The organism is Mycobacterium sp., from assembly GCF_004298145.1.
GTDB lineage: Bacteria > Actinomycetota > Actinomycetes > Mycobacteriales > Mycobacteriaceae > Mycobacterium.
Window position 1 is genome coordinate 26,185 of sequence record NZ_SCRH01000032.1, and the last position, 21,869, is coordinate 48,053.

The window sequence follows — 21,869 nt, forward strand, 5'->3', positions numbered from 1 at the left end:
CGACGACGGTGTTTTGTCAGGTATGCGTGGGGGATCGCCGGATGTATTTAGGCGTCATCGTCAATCCGGAAGCGCGGAAGAATCGTGCCGCTCCCCGCGATCGCATCGACGAACTGCGTCGCCTGGTCGGCCCGTGGGGCGAGGTGCACGAGACCGCGTCCGTCGAAGATCTCCGCGAAACCATTCAGCGGATCGGTCCGCGGGTCACCCACCTGGTCGGCGACGGCGGCGACGGTGCGCTGCACTGGTTGATCAACGAGATCGAGCGATGCATACCGGATTCGGAACGCTGGCCGACGTTCGTCCCCTCCAACGGTGGCAGCGTGAACGCCGTTGCGCGAAAGGCCCGGGTGCGCGGCCGGCCGGAGGCGATCATCCGCGCGTTGGCAAACGCCGCCGAGGCCGATCAGCCTCCGCCCGAGGTATGCCTGGACACTCTGGTACTCGACGGCGAAACCGCCGACGGCGCACCCTTTCATCGGCTCTGCTTCGGGCTGGCGGCCGGGGGTGTCGGCAACCGTTTCTATGACCGGTATTACGACGCCCCCGATCACGGTCGGCTGGCCGTCGCGCGGGTGATCGCTCGCAGCTTCGGCGACTACATCACCTCCAAGGTCGCCCCGAGTCGGGTGAAAACCCCGAACTACGCCTCGGTCCTGTTCACCCCGACGAGCGCGCGTGTGGTCATCGACGGCGACGAGGTCCCGTCGCGCACGCACAGCTTGTTGCACGCCGGCGCGATCGACCTGCGCATCGGCGGGCCCCTGCGCTTGTTTCCCAAGGCTTCCGAGCCCGGTGCGCTGCACTTTCAGGCCGGATACCTCCGGCCCTCGAAAATTGTGGTGCAGCTTCCCACGGCGCTCACCAACGGCATGCTGCGCGGCGACGGGCTGCGCGATGTCAACGGCCGCGAGATGATCATCGAAGCCGTGGACGAGCCGCTGTCACCCATCATCGATGGGGAGCGCTTCCTCGGCATCGTGAAGCTGGTGGCCCGGGCGGGACCGCGCATCCGCATCGCCCAGGTCGTGCCGACCACCATCGCCCGGGTGCGCAGCGCGACCGCGACGTGATGCTCCTCACCGAGCGCTCCACATCTCGCTAGATCGGCCCGGTACTCGTGGGCCGTTCAACGCCCGACGGACGATGGGCGCCTTGACAACGCGCGGAACTGCCCTGTAAACCCAATTGCGGAATTGGCTTTTCAGCTTTGCCAATTCATCACCCGCCCGGGACAGTGAATAAGATCATTCCCCGGCGAAATCGAAAATATGAAATACGTGGATTAGTAGATCCGTAGGTCAGTATTTTAGGACGATATCCGGGGAAACAGCTGCTCATCTTCCACTGAGATACTGAAATACGTAGCGGCGTAGATCAGCATTTGTGAAATTAATTCCCGCGCTTATGTCGCCCCTGTGAAAATGTTGTGCAAACCCCATTAATGCCGCCAGATGCTTTGCCTGATGCCGCTCGATGGAGTTAGATTGGTTTTGAATTGATCTGAAACTTTGTTCACATTTATGATCCGACCCGGAAGGGGTGACTCCCACGATGGAGACGCTCATTGACTACCTGCAGATGTGGGAAACGCGGCGGCCGGAGCAGACCCTCTTCCGGTTCGTCGATGCCGAACGCCGGGAGCTCAGTCGCTACACCTACCAGAGCTTCAGCGAACGGACGCGCGAGCTGGCCGCCTACCTGTCGGTGGAAGCCGGGCTGCGGCCCGGAGACCGGGCGCTGCTGGTCTACCCCCCGGGTTTGGAAATGGTCGCGGCATTCTTCGCCTGCGCGCGCATCGGCGTGATTGCGGTGCCGGTCAGCCCGCCCCTGCCCATGGCGTTCGAAGCGGGGCTGGCCAAACTCAGCTTCATCGCTCGGGACAGCCAGGCCAAGGCGGTGCTGTCGACCAAGCAGCTTGAGCACACGTACAACCTGTTGGTCGGTCAGCGAGAAGGCGGACTGCCCTGGCCGGACAACCAACGACTTCCGGAGCTGCCCTGGTTCGCGACCGATGCTGCCCAGGAGTTCGGCGGCGCACCGGTGGCGGACACCCCCGGCCCAGTGCTCTTCCTGCAGTACACCTCCGGCTCAACCAGCGATCCCAAAGGCGTGGTCGTCAGCCACGCCAACGTCATCGCCAACGCGTCGGTCTTCACGACCAGCGAAGTGGCGGTCAGCTGGCTCCCCCAGCACCACGACATGGGCCTGATCTCCGCCTACCTGTTCGTGGTCGTGATCGGCGGGACCACACATGGCATGTCACCAGAGGACTTCCTCAAGCGACCGTCGGCCTGGCTGCGGCTGATCAGCGACGTGCGCGCCACGCGCACGCCGGCGCCGAACTTCGCTCTCGAGTACTGCCTGCGTGAGGACAAGGTCGCGGAGTCGGAGCTGGACGGGATCGATCTGAGCAGCCTGGACTCCATGGTCATCGGCGCGGAGCCCCTGCGGGCCAAGACCTTCGCACGCTTCCGGGAACGCTTCGGTGCCTACGGTCTGCGGGCCGACGCGGTGACCGGCGCCTACGGCTTGGCGGAGAACACCCTGGGCGTCACCCTGCGGGGGCGCCAGACCTTGGCCGTGAATAAGCGGGCGCTGCAGGAGAACGTGGTGCGGGTGGAAAAGGCCCTGCCCGAGAACAACAACCAGACCCCGCTGGTGAGCAGCGGCCAGCCCATCGCAGGAAGTATCGTCCGCGTCGTCGATCCGCAGACGAAGCAAGACCTGGGTGAGGGCCGGATCGGCGAGGTCTGGGTGGATGGCCCGTCGAAGGCGGGCGGCTACTGGCGCCGCCCAGAGCTGAGTGCGGAGGTGTTCGCAGCCCGCATCGCGGGCGACGACGAGCACACCTATCTGCGGACGGGTGATCTCGGCTTCCTGTACGAGGGCGAGCTGTTCGTCTGCGGCCGGACCAAGGACCTGATCATCATCCGGGGCGTCAACACCTACCCCTCGGACGTCGAGGCCGTCGCCGAGCGGTCGGCCGCGCAAATCCGCAACGGCTGCGTCGTCGCGTTCTCGGTCGAGCACGAGGAGCAGGAAGCGCTGGTCCTGGTGGCCGAGGTGCGCGACGAACACGCACTGCCGGACGGGAAGGCCCTGGCCCGGATGATCCGCAGGCACTGCCACATCGACCCGCACACCATCGTGTTCGTGCCGCCGCGCACCATTCCCAAGACCACCTCCGGGAAGGTGCGGCGCGCGCGGACCCGCCAGCTCTGGCTGGGTGGTCAGCTCGCCGTGGTGGCGAGCCACACCCATCGGGCACATGAAGACCCGGACGCAACCGCGGGCCCGCTGGGCCGCTTCCGCAACCTCATCGAGAGCTACGACCTCACCGGCGACGAGGACTGCTCCTTTGCCGATCTCGGCATCGACTCACTGAGCCTGGCCGAACTCCGCACCGACCTGCAGACCCTGCTCGAAGAGCACGGCGCGGGCGAGCTCGCCGAGGAGGTAAACACGCGCCTGCTCCAGCGGCTGACGGTGGCCGAATTCTTCGGGCTGATAAGGCAATTCGGCCAGGGGTCCGGGCAGCCGCTCGACGCCTTGCGCCGCGCGCTGGATCAGATCTCTACCGAGTACGAGGCATACGAGGCCGCCCAGATGCGCGCCGACGCCGCCCTGCCGCTGCCGGAGCCGGCGCCCGCGCGACCGGGCGCGCCCACCGACATCCTGCTGACCGGCGCGACCGGATTCCTGGGGCCGTTCCTGGTGGCCAGCCTGCTCGGCCGCACGCCCCACACCGTGCACGCGCTGGTGCGCGCCACGGATGCGGCGCACGGTCTGGACCGCATCGTCGCGTCGCTGCGGCGCGCCCAGCTCTGGACACCGGCGCTGGAAGCCGAGGTCCGGGCGCGGGTGCGGGTGATCTGTGGCGATCTCGCCGAGCCCGCGCTGGGCATCGGGGAGGCGGCCTTCGGGCAACTGGCCGAGGACATCGGCGCCGTCGTGCACAACGGCGCCCTGGTCAACTACGTCCGCACCTACGACGCCCTGCGGCCCGCCAACGTGGAGGGCACCCGCGAGCTGCTGCGGCTGGCGATGACCGCCCACCGCAAGGCTTTCCATCTGGTCTCGAGCACCTTCATCTACGGTTGGAGCACCGAGCCGGTGGTCGGGGAGTGGGACGCGAACGAGAAGATGACCGGCCTGGACTTCGGCTACTCGCAGACCAAGTGGGTCGGCGAGCAGCTGGCGCTGGCCGCACAGCGCAAAGGGCTCGATGTCCGCATCTACCGGCCGTCGCTGATCTCGCCCACGCGGGCGGGCTTCGGCAGCCAGGACGACATCTTGGTGCGCCTGACGGCGTTCATGATCGAGCACGGTCTGGCCGTCAACGCGCTCAACCAGATCAGCCTGCTGCCGGCGGACTTGATCGCGGATCACATCGTCGCGCTGATGGACCTGCCGGATGAGCCGGGCAGCACCGGGGCGCCGGTCTTCAATATGACCGCCGACGACTACTACAACCTCACCGACATCACCCGGATCTTGTCCGAACGGTACGGGTATCGCTTTGATTACCATGACATCCCGTCCTTCACCGAGCAGCTGAACCGCCGCTGCACGCCGAATGACCAGATGTATCCGCTGGTCGATTTCCTCAGCCGGTCGGCCGGCAAGATCGCGGCGATGCGCGACAAGCGCTACGACAACACGCAGTACCGCCACCGGCGGGGGCTGGCCAAGGTCCGTCTGCGCGAGCCGGCCCTGACCGACACCGTCGATCATCTGGTCCGGTTCCTGCGCAGCGAGCGTCTGATCACCGAGGTGGAGGATGACGCACAACGCAGCGCCTAGCACGCGACAACCTAGCGACATGAGGGGTGCCCCGATGTTCACCGTCGATGACAAGGCAGCGGGTCCGCATGACGCCTCGCTCGATCACGAGCGGATCGTCCTGCAGGCGCGCGACGTCGACTTCGACTGGTCGACGCTGCCGTTCTACTACGTCCCCAACGAGCCCTTCGCCACCCACTTCTGCAACGTGCTGCACCTGTTGTTGCCGGCGGGTGAGGAGTTCATCGTCGACGCGTTCAAGGACACCTTGCCGCTGATCAAGGACGACCAATTGCGCCGTGATGTGCAGGGATTCATCAGCCAGGAGGCCATGCACTCCCAGGCGCACGCGGGGGTGGTCGGACACTTCGCGGCCAACGACGTCGACGTCACGCCGTTCACCGACCAGATGCGTTGGCTGTTCGGCCAACTCATCGGTGATCGCCCGCGCTGGAGCCGGCGCCGACGGCAGAGCTGGTTGCTCGAGCGGGTATCGATGGTGGCGGCGCTCGAGCACTACACCGCGATCCTGGGCGAATGGATTCTGGACACCCCGCAGCACGACGCCATGGGCACCGACCCGGTGATGCTGGACCTGCTGCGCTGGCACGGCGCGGAGGAAGTCGAGCACAAAGCGGTCGCCTTCGACACCATGAAGCATCTGCGCGCCGGGTATTGGCGGCAGGTGCGCACCCAGCTGCTGGTGACGCCGGCGCTGCTGTGGCTGTTCATCCGCGGCGTGCGATTCATGTACTCCGTTGACCCCTACCTGCCGCCGGGGTCCAAACCGCGCTGGCGGGACTACTTCGGTGCGGCCCGAAGAGGCTTGGTGCCCGGGCCATTTCAGTTCCTGCGGGTCATCGGTGCCTACTACACGCCGAGTTTCCACCCATCCCAGCTGGGCGGTGTGGGACGCGCGGTCGACTACCTGGCCCGCTCACCCGCCGCCCGCGCGTCGCACTGAACACGGAGCGCTCGAGAATGACCCAGTCCAGCACCGTGATCGCCTCCGACGGCGTTTCTCTGGCGGTCCACGCCCACACGGAGATCGACCGCCGGCGCCCCACCGTGTTGGCGATCCACGGCTATCCGGATAACCACCACGTGTGGGACGGTGTCGCACAAGAACTTTCCGACCGGTTCAACGTCGTGGCTTATGATGTGCGTGGGGCCGGTGAATCCTCCAGGCCGGCAAAGCGCACGGGTTACCTTCTGCCCCAGCTTGTTTCCGATATCGGCGCGGTGATCGACAGCCTCGGGGTGGGCCGGGTTCACCTATTGGCCCACGACTGGGGTTCGATCCAGGGCTGGGCGGCGGTCACCGACGACTCGGTGATGGACAAGATCGCCTCGTTCACGTCGATCTCCGGGCCGCACCTGAACTATGCGGGCAGGTTCCTGCGGTCGGCGCGCACCCCGCGCGCCGTCTTCGATGTCGTCAAGCAGGTCCTGGCCTCCTCGTACATCTGGTTCTTCCTCTGCCCGGGCGTGCCGGAGTTGGCGATCCGGTCGCGGGCGACCGTGAAAGTCTTCGCCGCGGTTGAACGCATCGGCCGCCGGCGCGGCAGCGGCCGGCTACGTGCGGCGACGACTCGGTCAGCCGATGACTACCTCAACGGGCTCAACCTGTACCGGGCGAACATGCCCGGGCCGATCCTGTCACCCCTGCAGCGGCTGCCGCAGACCCGGATACCGGTGCAGGTGCTCATCGCCCGCCGGGACTTTTTCGTATCGCCTGCCCTGCAACGGTTTACCGGCTCCATTCCGGACGGCGGCAGGGTCGTCCCGATCGACGGCGGCCATTGGGCGGTCACCTCGCATCCCGACGTCATCGCCGGGTTCACCGGCGAGTGGGTCGACACGACTTCGGAGCCTGCACGTCGCGACGACGTGGGCTAGATGTGAGGACGACTGTGACACGGGCCATTTGGGACAGCATTCCGGCCGACCTGTACGGCCGGCGCAGACGCGACCGGATGTACACGGCGCTGTACGGGATCGGCACACTGTTCGGCGGCATGGCGTCGGCGTCGCGGTGGACGCCCGCGCAGGTCTCGCCCGTGCAGCGGACCAACATCGCGGTCGTGACCAAACGTGAGCTGCTGACGCCCGATGTGGTCGCGTTGACGCTGGCCGACCCGGACGGTGGGTTGCTGCCGTCCTGGACGCCCGGCGCGCACATCGACGTCCGGCTCCCGTCGGGCCGCCGCCGGCAGTATTCGCTGTGCGGTGCACCCGGGCGGCGCACCGACTATCGCATCGCCGTTCACCGCATTCCCGACGGCGGCGGTGGCTCAAACGAAATGCACGACACCTTCAAGGTGGGAGATGCGCTCGAGTTCGAGGGACCCCGCAACGCGTTCTATCTCGTCACCGACGAGCGCGAGGTGTTGTTCGTGATCGGCGGCATCGGGGTGACGCCCATCCTGCCCATGATCCAGGCGGCGCAGCAGCGCGGGATCGATTGGCGCGCCGTCTACGCCGGGCGCAGCCGGGACTACATGCCGCTGCTCGACGACGTGGTGGCGGTCGCACCGGACCGGGTCACCGTGTGGGCCGACGACGAGCGCGGCGGCATCCCCACCGCGGCGGACCTGCTCGCCGGCGCGGCGCCGACGACAGCCGTCTACGTGTGCGGCCCCACCGCGCTGCTGGAATCGGTGCGCACCGCGCGCGACGAACACGCCGACGCGCCGCTGCACTACGAACGATTCGGACCGCCGCCGGTGATCGACGGCGTCCCCTTCGAACTGGAACTGGCGCGCTCGCAGCGGGTGCTGTGCGTGCCGGCGAACCGCTCAGCGCTGGACGTCATGCTCGACCGCGACTCGACGACGGCCTATTCGTGCCAGCAGGGCTTCTGCGGCACCTGCAAGGTGAAAGTGCTTGCCGGACAGGTTGATCGGCGGGGGAGCGCCGCGGAGAGCGACGACGAGATGCTCGTCTGCGTTTCCCGGGCGAAAAACGGCCGCGTGGTGATCGACGCCTGAGCGCGCCGATGCGCCCCGTTTGATGCGCGACACTGCAAAATGGCCTGGTGCAAGAATTCGGCTTCCACACCCTGGCGCTGCTGTGCGCCGTCGGGTTTGCCGGTCCACTGCTGGCCTCCGTCAGGCGCTTCCGGATACCGGTGGTCATCGGTGAGCTGGTCGTGGGCTGCTTGGTCGGCAGGACCGGCTTCGACCTCATCGATGTCGCCGACCCGACATTTCAGCTGCTGGCGAATATCGGCTTCGCGCTGGTGATGTTCGTTGTGGGTACCCATGTTCCGGTCCGGACCGGCGCCGTGCGCTCGGCATTGCCGCGGGCCGCGGCACGCGCGATGCTGGCGGGGGGCGTCGCGGTGGCGCTGGGGTTCGGCCTGGCAGCGATATTCGGAACCGGCCATCCGGCGCTCTATGCGGTTCTGATGGCCTCGTCATCGGCGGCGCTGGCCTTGCCGGTAATCGATTCGCTGCGGTTGCGGGGACGGCAGGTGCTGTCCGTGACAACCCAGATCGCCATTGCGGACGCCGCCTGCATCGTGTTACTGCCCTTGGTGATTGATACCCAGCGGGCGCCGACGGCGGCGCTCGGCGCGCTGGCGGTGGCGGGTTTCGCGGTGGCACTCTTCGTGGTGCTTCACACCGTGGACCGAAAGGGCTGGCGCACCCGCCTCCACCGCTATTCCGAGGAGCACCGGTTTGCGCTGGAATTGCGGACGAGCCTGCTGGTGCTGTTTGGGTTGGCGGCGCTGGCCGTCACCACCCACGTGTCCATCATGCTGGCGGGTTTCGCGGTGGGCCTGGTGATCGGCGCGGTCGGCGAACCGCGGCGGTTGGCACGTCAGCTATTCGGCATCACCGAGGGGTTTTTCAGCCCGCTGTTTTTCGTGTGGCTGGGCGCTTCGCTGCAGGTACGTGAACTGGGCGCGCACCCGAGGCTGATTCTGCTGGGTGCGGGACTGGGATTCGGCGCCGTGCTGGCCCATTGCGCCGGGTGGCTGCTCGGGCAACCACTCGCGTTCGGGGTGCTTTCGGCGGCGCAGCTCGGCGTGCCGGTGGCCGCGGCCACCATCGGCACCCAGCAGCACCTCCTTGCCGCAGGCGAAGCGTCGGCGTTGATGTTCGGCTCCTTGCTCACCATCGCCTGCACATCGATCGCCGGCGTGTCGGCCGCGCGCAGCCGGGGCGCCGCTGACGCGCCAGATGTCCTCGCGCCGCAGAGATCCCAGTAGCCTTACGGATCCGGGCCAAGGGCCCTGATTCACCATCGGGCCAGCGTGAATACGGCCAGCCCTGCGACGGACCGTCGGAGGATATAGCCAAAAGTCCCTTCAGCTGGTGCCCTCGTGCCCTCGTGGCCTCGGTCCGAAGCCGCGATCGTGGAGACAAACACGGCGCTAAGAGAGGGGACCATGGCATGACCCCCCGCTTTCCGGACGCGGCAACGGTCCGGACGGCTTTGACGCTCGCATCGCGAGCCCCCTCGGTGCACAACACCCAACCGTGGCGGTGGCGGGTCGACGCGGCCGGCCTGCACCTGCACGCGGACGCCGGCCGGCAGCTGCCCAACACCGACCCCGACGGCCGTGATTTGATCTTGAGTTGCGGCACGGCGCTGCATCACTGCGTCGTGGCGTTCGCGGCGGTCGGATGGCGATCCACGGTGGCTCGGCTGCCGGATGCCGCCGAACCCGGTCATCTCGCCACGATCGAACTTTCCCCTCACCCGGCCGATTTCGTCGACATCGCGCTCGCCGCGGCCATCCCGCGGCGGCGAACGGATCGGCGCCACTACAACTCCTGGCCGGTGCCCATGGGCGATATCGCGCTCATGGCGGCGCGGGCCGCGCGCACCGGCGTCACGCTGTGCCAGGTGGAGGACATCGACAGCCTGCATGAGATCGTCGCTCAATCGGTCCGCGATCACCTGACCCAGGGCTATCTCGCGGAGCTCACCGAATGGAGTGGGCGTTACTTCTCGGTCGCGGGTGTCCCCGCCCGCAATGCGCCCTTACCGGACCCGGAGGCCAAGATCCCGAGTCGCCTGTTCGCCGGTGCGGCGCTGCCGATGGCACCGGACTCGTCCTCAGCGGACGACAATGCCGTGGTACTCGCGCTGGGAACCCGCCGCGACGACCGGATGGCGCGGCTACGCGCCGGGGAAGCCACCAGCGCGGTGCTGCTCACCGCGACGTCGACGGGGTTGGCGAGTTGCCCGGTCACCGAACCGTTGGAGACCGCCGAAACGCGCGAAGCGGTCCGCTCCGACATCTTCGGCGACAGCGACTACCCGCAGATGCTGCTCCGGGTGGGCTGGGCGCCGATCAACGCGGATCCGTTGCCGGCGACGCCGCGGCGTGACCTCGACGACTTCGTCGACTGGGTGAACTGATCAGCTGCCCCGGACATCATCCAGGGGTGACCCGAACCGGAATCGGCGGCCGGTGACGGTCTCGGGAACGATGCGCACATAGTGCGTCTTTTCCGACATCGTCCACGGCAACACCTGCGCGCGCTCGGCGTCCTCGAGTTCCTCCGGCGTGCGCAGTGAACGTGCGGTCCCCCTGACGATCACGCTCCATGCCTCGGCGACGTTATGGTCGTCGACTTCGAAGAGCACGCGATTGTTGATCGCGGAGCTGACCAACTTGGTTCCCTCCGCCGTGCGAAACAGCACGGTACGCCGTTGGACGACGTAGTTGACCGGGAAGATGTCGGGTTGACCGCCGGCGTAGGTGACCAGCCGCCCCAGCGCCCGGCTTGCGAGGAGCTCCCAGCACTCATGCGCTGCGAGGATGACGACCCCGTCATCGGCCATCGACCGTTCCCTTCTGTGCATGCCCGCAATCGGCCGCTCCCACAATGCTATTGACCCGCCGCCGGCAACTCGCCGGCCGAAGGTCCCATCCCGCGGGGACCAATGTCGTTGAACCAGTTACACCTCGACGTTTTCCCATCGAATATATGGGATATTGGACGTGTTTGCCGCACATGTGTCAGTTGCCGGACCGGCAGGAGGAGCGCGCCATGGTCAGAGTGTTCCTGGTCGATGACCATGAAGTCGTCCGCCGTGGCCTTTCCGACCTTCTCGCCTCCGATCCCGACCTGGAAATCGTCGGCGAGGCCGGCACGGTGGCCGAAGCGAAGGCACGGATACCGGCGGCACAGCCCGACGTCGCCGTGCTCGACGTACGCCTGCCCGACGGCAACGGCATCGAACTGTGCCGCGACCTCATCTCCGATCATCCCGACCTGCGCTGCCTGATGTTGACGTCGTTCACCTCCGACGAGGCGATGCTCGAGGCGATCCTGGCCGGCGCCAGCGGGTTTGTCGTCAAAGACATCAAGGGCATGGAGCTGGCCCATGCGATCAAAGAGGTGGGCGCCGGGAAATCGCTGCTGGACAACCGGGCGGCCGCCGCGCTGATGGCGACCCTGCGCGGCTCGGCGACGCGCGAGGACCCGCTGTCGGGCTTGACCGAACAGGAACGAACGCTGCTCGGACTACTCGCCGAGGGGCTGACCAACCGGCAAATCGCCGCGCGAATGTTCCTCGCGGAGAAGACGGTGAAGAACTATGTGTCCCGGTTACTGGCCAAACTCGGCATGGAGCGCCGTACCCAGGCGGCGGTGTTTGCGTCGAAGCTGAATCAGCAGGCCGGCCAGCCGCCGACTCCGCCGGACTGGTCGGGGTGACCGGCGACGGCGGCACCGGGGTGCACTGGATCGCTTCGCTGCTCGATCGCTGACGACGAAACATATTGTCCTGCAGCAATTTTCTCACCGGTATCGGCGGGCCGAACGCGCCGGTGCGCCGTCAGGAGAAGGTGGTCGAATTCCGACTGGGTGTTGAGCGGCATGCCGGCGCCGCGGAAGTCTTGGGCGATCTGCTCGGCGAGCGGTCGCAGCTTGACATTCGACTCCTGCGAAAGCCACCTGAGCAATTCGAAGGCCGCGCTGTCGCTGAGTCCGTAGATCAGCATCAGCATGCCCTTGGTTTGTTCGATGCCGGCCCGATTCTCGCTGATCTCAGCGAGTTTCGCGCTCACGACGTCCTCGTGCACCTGTCCGTTCGGTCCGGAGACGTCGATGTAGAACCCGTACGTTCCGATCACGTAGCCCTCGTCGTCGTAGAGCCGATCGCCGACCACGGCGACGTGGCGTACGTTTCCACCGGTGTCGATGATCCGGTGGCGGGTGCTGAACGCCTGGCGGGTATTCACGATCTGATCGATGGTGGCCGCGACCTGTCCGCGGTCATCGGGGTGTTTGTGCGAGAGCACCAGATCGGTGGTGGGAACGACGCTGCCCGGCTCGTACCCGTGCATTCGCTGCACCTGTTCCGACCATTCCCACCGCTGATCGGTGAAGTAAAACCGAAACCAGCCCGCGGGTTGCGCGTCGCCGCCGGATAGGGCCCGTTCGACGCTAGCCGTTTGGCCGTTGAGTTCCCGTGTCGCTTCCACCTTGGTTCCTAGCTCAGTGCCCTGCGGGCGGCGGCCGCGAGGCCGATACGCGTGCGTGCCCCTGCGGCCGCCGCCCGGCCCGCCGTTCGGTCAGGCGTTGATCACCTCGTGCTGGACGGCGCTGTCTGCGACGGCCGGGGGAGCGTCGCCGCGGCCGACCGCGATCTTGCGGGGCTTGGCCTTCTCGGCCACCGGGATGCGCAGACGCAGGACGCCTTCGGAATAGGAGGCCTGAATCTTGTCGGTGTCGAGGTTTTCGCCGAGCACCAGCTGGCGGCTGAACACGCCGCGCGGCCGCTCGGTGGCCAGCATCTCGCGGTTGGGGTCGACGGCCGGCCGTTCGGCCCGCACGGTCACCACGTTGCGCTCGATGTCGATGTCGAGTGAATCGGGATCGATGCCGGGCAGGTCGAACTCGACGACGAACTGCTCGCCTTCGCGCCAGGCGTCCATCGGCATGACCGCCGGCCGGGCGGCCGTACCGAGAACCTGATGGGCAAAGCGGTCGAGATCACGGAAGGGATCTGAACGCATCAGCATGGTTGTCACCTCTCACTCCGATCTAGGCGGTGGTCCGGAAATTGTCTATGTCTAACGACATAGATTTGATATAGCACCATCGACACATTGACGCAAGTGTGCTATGAAGATTTCTTAGGTGAATCAACTGAGGGGATGTGCGATGGTCGACCACCGTGGCGATGCCCCGGCGTCCGACCATGCCGTGTACGGCATCTCGGTGGCCGCCGAACTGTCCGGGATTCCCGTGCAATCATTGCGGCTTTACGAACGCTATGGCCTGCTCACACCGGCGAGAAGTCAAGGGGGAACCCGCCGTTACAGCGCCGACGACCTGACGCGGCTCAAGCGCATCAGTGGGCTGGTCGAGGCCGGCGTCAACCTGTCCGGCATCGCGCGCATCCTCGATCTCGAAGACGACAACGCGACGCTGTCGGCCGCCAACACCGACCTGCGGTCCACCAACCGCACGCTGCGAGAGGCCGCCACGGTGGCGAAGTCCGCCGAGTCTCGGGATGGGGAAGAGTCGCCACGCTGAGCTGACCGCCGATTGCGCCGACGGGCGTCGGGTATTCGACCCGTTATGCCTTCGAAGGAGAGACGATGGGTGAGTTGACCGAAACCGGCGCTCAGGTGGTGGACGGCGCACGTCAGGAAGCGGACGCCTACCGCGGCGACAATCCCCGGCCACTGGGGGGCTATCTGGTGGTGCTGGCGGTCTACGGCGTCGTGGTGACGGCCGCGGTGGCGGCCGGCGTGGTCAGCGGCCGTAGCTTGCCGGCGCGCTGGCGGATCCAGGATCTGATCATTCTCACCCTGGGCACCCACAAGCTCTCGCGAACGCTGAGCAAAGACGCGGTGACGAGCCCCTTACGCGCTCCGTTCACGCATTATGCCGGCACGGGGGGCCCGGCCGAGGTCCACGAAGAGGCCCGGGAGCACAGCCAGCTGCGGCACAGCATGGGGGAGCTGTTGACCTGCCCGTTCTGCCTGGACATGTGGGTCGCCACCGGGTTTGCCATCGGCCTGGTGTTCGTGCCCCAGTTCACCCGACTGATCGCGGGTGTCTTCAGCGCGTTGGCCGGAGCGGATTTTCTTCAGCTCGCCTACGCGAAGGCGCAGCAGTCGGCCGAAGGCTGACTCGGGCCGCGTGCTCAGCTCGTCTTGGGCATCGGGATGCCTTCGCTGGCCGTGAATCGTGCGTCGTTCTCGGAGGACAACCCGATGGAGACAACGGGGCGCCGGCCACCCCCGTCACCCAGGCGATCGTGTGCGTGTCGATACGCGAATCATCGCTTAGCACAACATGATCGGCGTGCGCTTGCTTGAGTGTGACACCGAGCCGGACATCGATTCCGCGCCGTCGCAGCACCTTGAGCGCGGCCTCGCCGAGTTTCTTGCCCACCTCGGGCATCACCTGCTCGGCCAGGTCCAGCAGCAGGAAGCGCACTTCGGAAGGGTTGAAGCCCATCTGTTTGGCTGCCGCGTCGGCGAGCGCCCGTAGCTGCGCCACCAGTTCGGTGCCCGAATATGAGGCGCCGACCACCACGACGGTGCGCCGGGCGGCGGCCACCCGGGGATCGTCTTCGATGTTGGCCAGCTCCAGCTGCTCGACGAAGTGGTCGCGCAAGTAGAGGGCCTCGGCGGTGGTCTTCAACCCGCGCGCGTGCGTCGCGAGCCCCGGGATCTCGAGTAACCGCGTCACCGACCCCGGCGTGAGCACCAGCCGGTCCCAGGAACATGGAATGGCTGCGTTCTTCGGGATCGCAGTATGTCAGCGTCTGTTGCGCGAAGTCGACCCCATCGACACGACCGCGCACCGCGTGCACGCCCCGCAGCGAATTAGCCAGTGGGACAGCGACAAAGCGGGCGTCGACGACCCCGCCGGCCACGTCGGGCAGCAACGGTGTGTACAACATGTAGTCGACCGGAGAAATCATCGTGATGTCGACGGGTGCGTGCCGCCGGCGCAGAATTCGGGCCAGGCGCCGGGCTCACGTGAATCCGGCGAAGCCGCTTCCCACGATCACGATGGAGGTCACCGTCCCGAGTGTAGGCGGACTCCGCGGTGGGCAGGGCCGCGCCGCATTTGAGCGGCAATAATTCGGATGCGAACCATGAAAACCGTTGAGCAGCAATGCCTTATTATACGAACCGCGGTATCGGCCGCCGGGATGCTTCCTCGCTCGGAGACCGGGACCGCCGCAAGCATCTACCGGTTTCGCTATCTCGCTTGCGTTTCGTTAAATGGATCTTAGACTTCTCGTTGAGCGTTGGTATTCGCGGATTTGGCAATACCACCGCGACGCTATGAGGGCTCTGCGGGTCACGACGGCTCCGGGGGTGATGCTATGCGAGATGGCAATGCCACGATTGCCAATCAACTGGTGGAGCTGCTGACCAATCTGGAGCGTGAACAAAGCGACACCGCGACCGGGCTGCACGAACTCCTCGACAATGGGGTCCACCACGTGACCGGCTCGCAGTACGGCGGGATCACGCTGGCCGAGGCGAGCACGTCGGTCAGCAGTGTGGTTGCCACGCATCGCTACCCGATGGTCCTGGACGCCATCCAGAACAGCTCCGGCGAGGGGCCTTGCCTGGCCGCGGCCTGGGAGCACCACATGATGCACATCGCCGACCTGAACTCCGAACGGCGCTGGTTGCGTTACCGCCGGCTGGCGCTCGAGCAGACCCCGATCCGCTCCATCCTGTCCTACGAGTTGTTCATCGACGTCAGCAGTATCGCCTCGCTCAATTTCTATGCCGACCAGCCGCACGCGTTCGGTGAGGAGTCAGTGGAAGTCGGCACGGTATTCGCCACGCACACCGCCCTGGCGTGGTCGATGATGCGCCGCCAGGACCAATTTCGTAGCGCGCTGACATCGCGAGACATCATCGGGCAGGCGAAGGGAGTCATCATGGAGCGCTTCGACATCGACGCCGTCGAAGCGTTCCAGTTGCTCACCCGGGTTTCGCAACAATCCAACATCAAGCTGATCGAAATCGCGCGGGCGCTGATCGAGAGCGAGCATCCGCTCCGGCACCGACGGCACTGATCACGACCGGGCGCCGCGGGCGGCACCGCCGTTTCGACGGGTGACCGTATCTGCCGCAAGGGGTTTCGCTTACCGTCGGCATGCGAGGCGGCGGCCCGGGAGTTTGACGCCGGCGCCGGCGGGGTATTGAATGCGCCATGACTCCCGCAGAGGCCGCAGAGGCCGCAGAGGCCTCAGAGGCCACTGCCCCCACGCCGACCGGAGAGGTGTGGCCGGGCAAGGCCTACCCGCTGGGCGCTTCGTATGACGGTGCGGGCACCAACTTCGCCGTGTTCAGCGAGGTGGCCGAGCGGGTACAGCTATGCCTGTTCGACGCAGAGGGCGCCGAGAGCCGGGTGGCCCTGCCCGAGGTGGACGGATTCGTCTGGCACGCCTACATCCCCGGCATCGAACCGGGCCAGCGTTACGGCTACCGCGTGCACGGTCCCCACGATCCGGCGGCGGGGCTGCGGTGCAATGCGAACAAGCTGTTGCTGGATCCGTATTCGAAGGCCATCGACGGCAACTTCGAGTGGAACCAGTCCCTGTTCGGCTACAACTTCGGCGACCCCGACAGCCGCAACGACGACGACTCGGCGCCCAGCATGCCCAAGTCGGTGGTGATCAACCCCTACTTCGATTGGGGCAACGACCGCCCACCCGACCACCATTACGCCGACACCGTCGTCTACGAGGCGCACGTCAAGGGCCTGACCCAGACCCACCCGGGCATCCCCGAACAGCTGCGCGGCAGCTACGGCGCGGTGGCGCACCCGGTGATCATCGAGCACCTCAAGGGCATCGGTGTCACGGCGATCGAATTGATGCCCGTGCACCACTTCGCCAATGACTCCACCCTGATCGACAAAGGGCTGTCCAACTATTGGGGCTATAACACGATCGGTTTCCTGGCGCCCGATACCAAATACTCCGGCGCCACCACGCCCGGCGGGCAGGTGCAGGAGTTCAAGGCCATGGTGCGGTCGCTGCACGAGGCCGGCATCGAGGTCATCCTCGACGTGGTCTACAACCACACGGCCGAGGGCAATCACCTGGGCCCGACCCTGTCGATGCGGGGCATCGACAACGCCGCGTACTACCGGCTGGTCGACGACGACAAGCAGTACTACATGGACTACACCGGCACGGGCAACAGCCTGAACGTCGGGCATCCCCACGCGTTGCAGTTGATCATGGATTCCCTGCGCTACTGGGTGACCGAGATGCACGTCGACGGCTTCCGCTTCGACCTGGCCGCCACCCTGGCCCGCGAGTTCTACGACGTCGACCGGCTGTCGACGTTTTTTGAACTCGTACAACAGGATCCGACGGTCAGCCAGGTCAAGCTGATCGCCGAACCGTGGGATGTCGGGCCGGGCGGCTATCAGGTGGGCAACTTCCCGCCGCAGTGGACGGAATGGAACGGAAAGTACCGCGACACGGTCCGCGACTTCTGGCGTGGCGAGCCCGCCACCCTCGACGAATTCGCCTACCGGCTCTCCGGATCGGCAGACCTCTACGAGCACACCGCGCGGCGGCCGGTGGCGTCGATCAACTTCGTCACCGCCCACGACGGCTTCACGCTGCGCGACCTGGTGTCCTACAACGAGAAGCACAACGAGGCCAACGGGGAGGACAACAACGACGGCGAAAGCCACAACCGGTCCTGGAACTGCGGTGCCGAGGGGCCAACCGACAACGACACCGTCAACGCCCTGCGCGCCCGCCAGCAGCGCAACTTCCTGACCACCCTGCTGTTGTCCCAGGGTGTTCCGATGATCTGCCACGGCGACGAACTCGGGCGCACCCAAGACGGCAACAACAACGGCTATTGTCAGGACAACGAGCTCACCTGGATCGATTGGGGCAGCGCCGATGCGGGCCTGCTGGAGTTCGTCCGGACGGTGTCGGCGCTGCGTGCCGATCACCCGGTGTTCCGCCGGCGCCGGTTCTTTTCCGGTAAGCCGGTGGGCCGGCGGGGCCAGGACGGCCTGCCCGATATCTCGTGGTTCACCCCCGAGGGTGCGGAGATGACCGACGAGGACTGGGGCGCAAGCTTCGCGAAGTCGGTCGCGGTGTTCCTCAACGGCCACGGCATTCCGGGCCGTGATGAGCGGGGCCAACGGGTGCTGGACGACTCGTTCCTGTTGTGCTTCAACGCGCACTATGAACCGATCGAATTCACCCTTCCACCAAAGGAATTCGGTGCAGCCTGGCAGGTCGTCGTGTACACCGGGCCCGACGAGACCACGCCCGCCGACGAGGTGCCCGGGGCCGGCGGGCTCGACGTGCCAGCCCACACCGCGGTCGTCCTGCGCGGACTTCCCTCGAACTAGCCGATCGTCGTCGGCTCGGGACGGCGGCGTTTTCCGCGGATCGAGCGAATTGCTCTCGCCGACAAGGCCGCATCGGCTAACTTTTTCGCACATGTCGATGCCGCGCGTCGATCGCCGGGAACGAGAGGGACAGCAGATGGACAGGCCGGGGCCCGACGCGCGCCTGGAATCACCGATGAACACCTCCGGGCGGGTCGCCGCGCTGGTGGTGCTCGCCGTCGCCGTGTTGACGTGGGTGGGTTGGGCGGCCGGCATCGAGCAGCTGACGCGGATCTATCCGACCTGGCCGCCAATGATGCCGTGGACCGCGCTGTGGCTGGCCGGGCTGGGTGCGGCGATCCTGGCGCAATGGGGCCGGCCATCGCGCGAACGGGTATGGGTCGGACGCACCTTGGCCGCAGGCGTGGGTGTGTCCGCCGTCATCGTCCTCGCGGAGTACGTGAGCGTCGGCCCGTTCACCCTGGACAGGGTCTGGTTCGGCAACGCGGTGGGCACATACCAGTGGTCCTGGCCGGGGCGCCCGAGCGTTCAGACCGCGTTGTCGGCCCTGCCTTCGGCGACCGCCGTTGCGCTGATCCGGGTGGACCGTTGGGTCCGCGTGGTCTGGCCGATGTGCATTGTGGGTGGTACGGCCATCCCGTTCGTCACGGTCGCGGCCTACTTGTTCGATGCATTGGCGTTGGTGGGCGTCTCGCCGTCAAAGGGGCAGGCGTTCCTCGCGGCCTTGGCTCTGCTGCTGCTGGCCGTCGCCACCTCGCTGGCACGCCCGGACCGGTTTCCGCTGGCGTGGCTGCTCGCCCGTCCCGACCGGCGGTCACTGGTTCGGTTGCTCGGCATCCTCGCCGGCTTTCCGCTCGGCGTGGCCCTGTCGAGACCGATCTTTCTGGGGCTCGGCCCGGACGACAACGCGCAGTGGACCTTCTCGATCCTGTTGGGAGCCGCAATCGTCGGGGCGGTGACCTTCTACTTCAGCCAGCGCGAGCAGCAACTCCTGATCGCCAAGGAGCTGGCCAGCACGCAACGCGCCGAGGCCGAGATGCGGTATCGCCTTCTCGCGGACAATGCGGTGGACATCATCGTGCACTTTCGCGACGGTGAGGTCGCGTGGATCTCGCCGTCCGTGGAACCCGCGCTGGGCGGTCCGCTGCACCGGTGGACAGGCTCGGATCTCGCCCGCCGCATCCACCCCGAGGATCGCGGCAAACTCCAAACGGCCCTGCGCCGGATCGCGGGTGGCGAACAGGTCCTCCAACGGTTCCGGGTGTGTTCCGTCGACGGCGATTACCACTGGGTCGACGGTCACGGAAAGCCCTACACCGACGCCCAGCGCAAAACCGATGGGCTGATCGCGGCGTTGCGGGTGGTCGACGATCAGGTCGAGGCCGAACAGCGACTGGAACGGTTGGCGCGGTTCGACACCCTCACCGGGTTGGTGAACCGGACCGAGGCCCTCGCCCGGCTCGAGGCCGCGCTGGAGCAACCGCAACCCCTCGGAACGCGCGTCGGCGTCCTGTTCTGCGACGTCGACCACTTCAAGGCGATCAACGATAAATGGGGACACGGCATGGGGGACGTCGTACTGGCAACCGTGGCGGCGCGGATCCGGGCGAGCGTTCGCCGCGGGGACACCGTGGGGCGGACGGGCGGCGACGAAATACTCATCCTGTTGCCCGGCGTCCGCAGCGCCGACGAGCTCTCCCAGATCGCGGAGAAGATTCGCCGCCGCGTCGCCGAGCCGATCCACGTATCCGGCAACACGGTCTGCGCCACCTTGAGCATCGGCGCCTCGCTTGCCCGTCCCGCCGAGTCCGTCGACGCCGTCACCGCGCGAGCGGACGAGGCCATGTACCGGGCCAAGTCGGGCCACCGAAACACCGCCGATCGGACGTAAGTAGCGAGTGATCACCACCCGCCGCGCCGTATCCGGTAGGTTTCTCGCGACGGCGTCTTGCGTTACAAGAGAGGGCGAATATGTCAAGGACAGTGGTGGTCGGCGCTTCCAGTGGACTGGGCCGTTGCATAGGTGTCGGTCTCGCGCAGCGCGGCGAGCACGTCGCGCTTCTTGCCCGGCGTCTGCAGCGCATCGAAGCCGCGGCCGAGGAGGCCGGCCTGAACGCGATCGCCGTCGAATGCGATGTCACCGACGAGGCATCCTGCCGCTCGGCCATCGACGGTGCCGCTGATGCCCTGGGCGGGATCGACAACATCGTCTACACACCCGCCGTCGGGCCGCTGGTCCGCATGGTCGACACCGACGCCGACACGTGGCGGCGCATCTTCGACACCAATGTCATCGGCGCGTCGCTGGTGACGGCCGCGGCGATACCGCACCTGACCGCCTCGGCCGGCAAGGCCGTGTACCTCTCCTCGGACGCCGGGACGTTCGGGCCGCCCTGGCCGGGCCTGGGCGCGTACGGCGTCAGCAAGGCGGCCCTGGAACGGCTGGTGGAGGCGTGGCGGGCCGAACATTCCGACGTCGGCTTCACCTGCCTGATCGTCGGGGAGTGCGCGGGTGGAGAGGGCGACGCGGCGACGGGAATGAACGAGGGCTGGGACATGGACCTCGCCATGAAGGCGGTGCCGCTGTGGTCGTCGCGCGGCTGCATGCCCGGCAAATTGATGCCCGTCGAGGACCTCATCGACGTGGTGCACACGATCCTGCGCACCAACTCCTCGACGTCGATGCCGCTCGTGGTTGCCCGCGGCGCGCCGGCCAGCCCCGCCGCGTTCGCCGAGGCCAATCAGTCGTAACGGGCCGGTCAGCGGCGGATCAGCTTCTCTCGCGCCAGGTCGGTGAGGAAGCGCGCCGCCGACGTCGGCCGGAACGCCAGGGCCGCCTCGGTCAGCGCGTCCCGGGATTCGGTGGGTAGCTCGATGTCGGCGGCCGCGACGTTGAACTCGAGCTGTTCGACGCTGGACGCGCCGGGAATGGCCACGACGCCCGGATAGCTGATCAACCAGGCCAGCGCCACCTGTGCCGGCTTGGCGTCGAGTTGCCTTGCGACGTCGCGCAACAACTGCAACAGCGGCTCGACGCGGCGCAGGTTCTCGGTGCCGAACAGCGCGTTCACCGCGCGAACACCGCCGGGACGGTTCTCGACGCCGTACTTGCCGCCCAGCAGCCCCTGTTCCAGCGGGCTGTAGGCGATGACGATGCGTTTCTCCCGCTCGGCGAACGGCACCAGGTTCTTGAGCGCCTTCGGATAGGCGAGCGAGAAATGGACCTGATTGCTGATCACGGGCCGGCCCAGCGCGGCGTCGGCCTTCTGCCAGCGCTGCAGCGAATAGTTCGAGACGCCGGCCGCGCCGATCTTGCCGTGCTCCAGCAGGTCGCGCATCCCGGGCATGATCACCGAGTCCGGCACCACCGGGTTGGGCTGGTGGATCTGGTAGAGCGGGATGCGGTCCAGCCCCAGCCGCCGGGCGCTGGCCCGTGCGCGCTGCTTGACTACGGCGGGGAAGGGAAGGACCGGCATGATCTTGCTGGCCACCGCGACCTCGGCGCGTTCGTCGCCGAGCGCCTCGCCCAGGATCCGCTCGCTTTTGCCCAGCCCGTAGACCTCGGCGGTGTCGAACAGCGTCACCCCCAAGGCGCGGGCGCGCCGCACGATGTCACCCGCGGCGCCGGCCGCGTAGCTGTCCCCGTAACCCCATTCGCGCGAGCCGAACTGCCAGGTGCCCAAGCCGATCCGGCTGACTTGTCCGACCCCGTCGACGTCGAGATATTTCATCCGCTCAGCC

General features: G+C 66.8%; 17 protein-coding genes and 2 pseudogenes. 14 read left to right on the forward strand and 5 right to left on the reverse strand.

The annotated features are described in order from the left end of the window. Nucleotides 1-41: 41 nt before the first annotated feature. The 7 genes from EPN51_RS12055 (at nt 42) to EPN51_RS12085 (ending at nt 10,161) form a co-directional block, all read left to right on the forward strand. Nucleotides 42-1,073, forward strand: a complete 1,032-nt coding sequence (locus tag EPN51_RS12055; protein ID WP_293042718.1) for a diacylglycerol kinase family protein — start codon at nt 42-44, stop codon at nt 1,071-1,073. Nucleotides 1,074-1,554: 481 nt separating this feature from the next. Beyond that, on the forward strand, nt 1,555-4,806 hold the full coding sequence (locus EPN51_RS12060) for a thioester reductase domain-containing protein (protein ID WP_293042529.1): 3,252 nt from the start codon (nt 1,555-1,557) through the stop codon (nt 4,804-4,806). A gap of 19 nt (nt 4,807-4,825) precedes the next feature. Beyond that, on the forward strand, nt 4,826-5,749 hold the full coding sequence (locus EPN51_RS12065; protein WP_293042532.1) for a metal-dependent hydrolase: 924 nt from the start codon (nt 4,826-4,828) through the stop codon (nt 5,747-5,749). A gap of 17 nt (nt 5,750-5,766) precedes the next feature. Next, nucleotides 5,767-6,684, forward strand: coding sequence for an alpha/beta fold hydrolase (locus EPN51_RS12070; protein WP_293042534.1), 918 nt, complete (start codon nt 5,767-5,769; stop codon nt 6,682-6,684). Nucleotides 6,685-6,698: 14 nt separating this feature from the next. Continuing rightward, nucleotides 6,699-7,775 carry a PDR/VanB family oxidoreductase gene (locus tag EPN51_RS12075; protein ID WP_293042536.1) on the forward strand — a complete coding sequence of 359 codons (1,077 nt, stop codon included), beginning with the start codon at nt 6,699-6,701 and terminating at the stop codon, nt 7,773-7,775. A 32-nt stretch (nt 7,776-7,807) separates the two neighbouring features. Then, a complete protein-coding gene (locus EPN51_RS12080; protein ID WP_293042720.1) occupies nt 7,808-9,001 on the forward strand; it encodes a cation:proton antiporter in 1,194 nt (397 codons plus the stop codon). Between the two features lie 185 nt (nt 9,002-9,186). After that, complete coding sequence (locus EPN51_RS12085; protein WP_293042538.1) at nt 9,187-10,161, forward strand: nitroreductase family protein; 975 nt, start codon at nt 9,187-9,189, stop codon at nt 10,159-10,161. On the opposite strand, the gene EPN51_RS12090 is transcribed toward EPN51_RS12085, so the two are convergent. Further along, complete coding sequence (locus EPN51_RS12090; protein ID WP_293042540.1) at nt 10,162-10,587, reverse strand: pyridoxamine 5'-phosphate oxidase family protein; 426 nt, start codon at nt 10,585-10,587, stop codon at nt 10,162-10,164. A gap of 209 nt (nt 10,588-10,796) precedes the next feature. On the opposite strand from EPN51_RS12090, the gene EPN51_RS12095 reads away from it, so the two are divergent. Then, complete coding sequence (locus EPN51_RS12095) at nt 10,797-11,465, forward strand: response regulator transcription factor (protein WP_293042542.1); 669 nt, start codon at nt 10,797-10,799, stop codon at nt 11,463-11,465. Between the two features lie 89 nt (nt 11,466-11,554). Here the strand turns inward: EPN51_RS12095 and EPN51_RS12100 are convergent. Both EPN51_RS12100 and EPN51_RS12105 read right to left on the reverse strand, forming a co-directional pair. Continuing rightward, nucleotides 11,555-12,235: pseudogene (locus EPN51_RS12100) on the reverse strand (PAS and ANTAR domain-containing protein); the annotation flags it as partial. A gap of 90 nt (nt 12,236-12,325) precedes the next feature. Further along, complete coding sequence (locus EPN51_RS12105) at nt 12,326-12,775, reverse strand: HSP20 family small heat-shock protein (protein WP_293042722.1); 450 nt, start codon at nt 12,773-12,775, stop codon at nt 12,326-12,328. Nucleotides 12,776-12,917: 142 nt separating this feature from the next. On the opposite strand from EPN51_RS12105, the gene EPN51_RS12110 reads away from it, so the two are divergent. Together EPN51_RS12110 and EPN51_RS12115 are read left to right on the forward strand one after the other, a co-directional pair. Continuing rightward, on the forward strand, nt 12,918-13,292 hold the full coding sequence (locus EPN51_RS12110) for a helix-turn-helix transcriptional regulator (protein WP_293042545.1): 375 nt from the start codon (nt 12,918-12,920) through the stop codon (nt 13,290-13,292). A gap of 65 nt (nt 13,293-13,357) precedes the next feature. Continuing rightward, a complete protein-coding gene (locus EPN51_RS12115; RefSeq protein WP_293042547.1) occupies nt 13,358-13,894 on the forward strand; it encodes a DUF1360 domain-containing protein in 537 nt (178 codons plus the stop codon). Between the two features lie 91 nt (nt 13,895-13,985). On the opposite strand, the pseudogene EPN51_RS12120 reads toward EPN51_RS12115, so the two are convergent. Then, nucleotides 13,986-14,739: pseudogene (locus EPN51_RS12120) on the reverse strand (FAD-dependent oxidoreductase); the annotation flags it as partial. 366 nt (nt 14,740-15,105) lie between these two features. Between EPN51_RS12120 and EPN51_RS12125 the strand changes: the two are divergent. The 4 genes from EPN51_RS12125 (at nt 15,106) to EPN51_RS12140 (ending at nt 20,879) form a co-directional block, all read left to right on the forward strand. Next, nucleotides 15,106-15,813, forward strand: coding sequence for a GAF and ANTAR domain-containing protein (locus EPN51_RS12125; protein WP_293042550.1), 708 nt, complete (start codon nt 15,106-15,108; stop codon nt 15,811-15,813). 137 nt (nt 15,814-15,950) lie between these two features. Further along, nucleotides 15,951-18,128, forward strand: a complete 2,178-nt coding sequence (gene glgX, locus EPN51_RS12130) for a glycogen debranching protein GlgX (protein ID WP_293042552.1) — start codon at nt 15,951-15,953, stop codon at nt 18,126-18,128. A 91-nt stretch (nt 18,129-18,219) separates the two neighbouring features. After that, on the forward strand, nt 18,220-20,019 hold the full coding sequence (locus EPN51_RS12135) for a sensor domain-containing diguanylate cyclase (RefSeq protein ID WP_293042555.1): 1,800 nt from the start codon (nt 18,220-18,222) through the stop codon (nt 20,017-20,019). 92 nt (nt 20,020-20,111) lie between these two features. After that, nucleotides 20,112-20,879, forward strand: a complete 768-nt coding sequence (locus EPN51_RS12140) for an SDR family oxidoreductase (protein WP_293042725.1) — start codon at nt 20,112-20,114, stop codon at nt 20,877-20,879. An 8-nt stretch (nt 20,880-20,887) separates the two neighbouring features. Here the strand turns inward: EPN51_RS12140 and EPN51_RS12145 are convergent, their stop codons facing one another. Beyond that, on the reverse strand, nt 20,888-21,859 hold the full coding sequence (locus tag EPN51_RS12145; protein ID WP_293042557.1) for an aldo/keto reductase: 972 nt from the start codon (nt 21,857-21,859) through the stop codon (nt 20,888-20,890). Between the last annotated feature and the right edge of the window lie 10 nt (nt 21,860-21,869).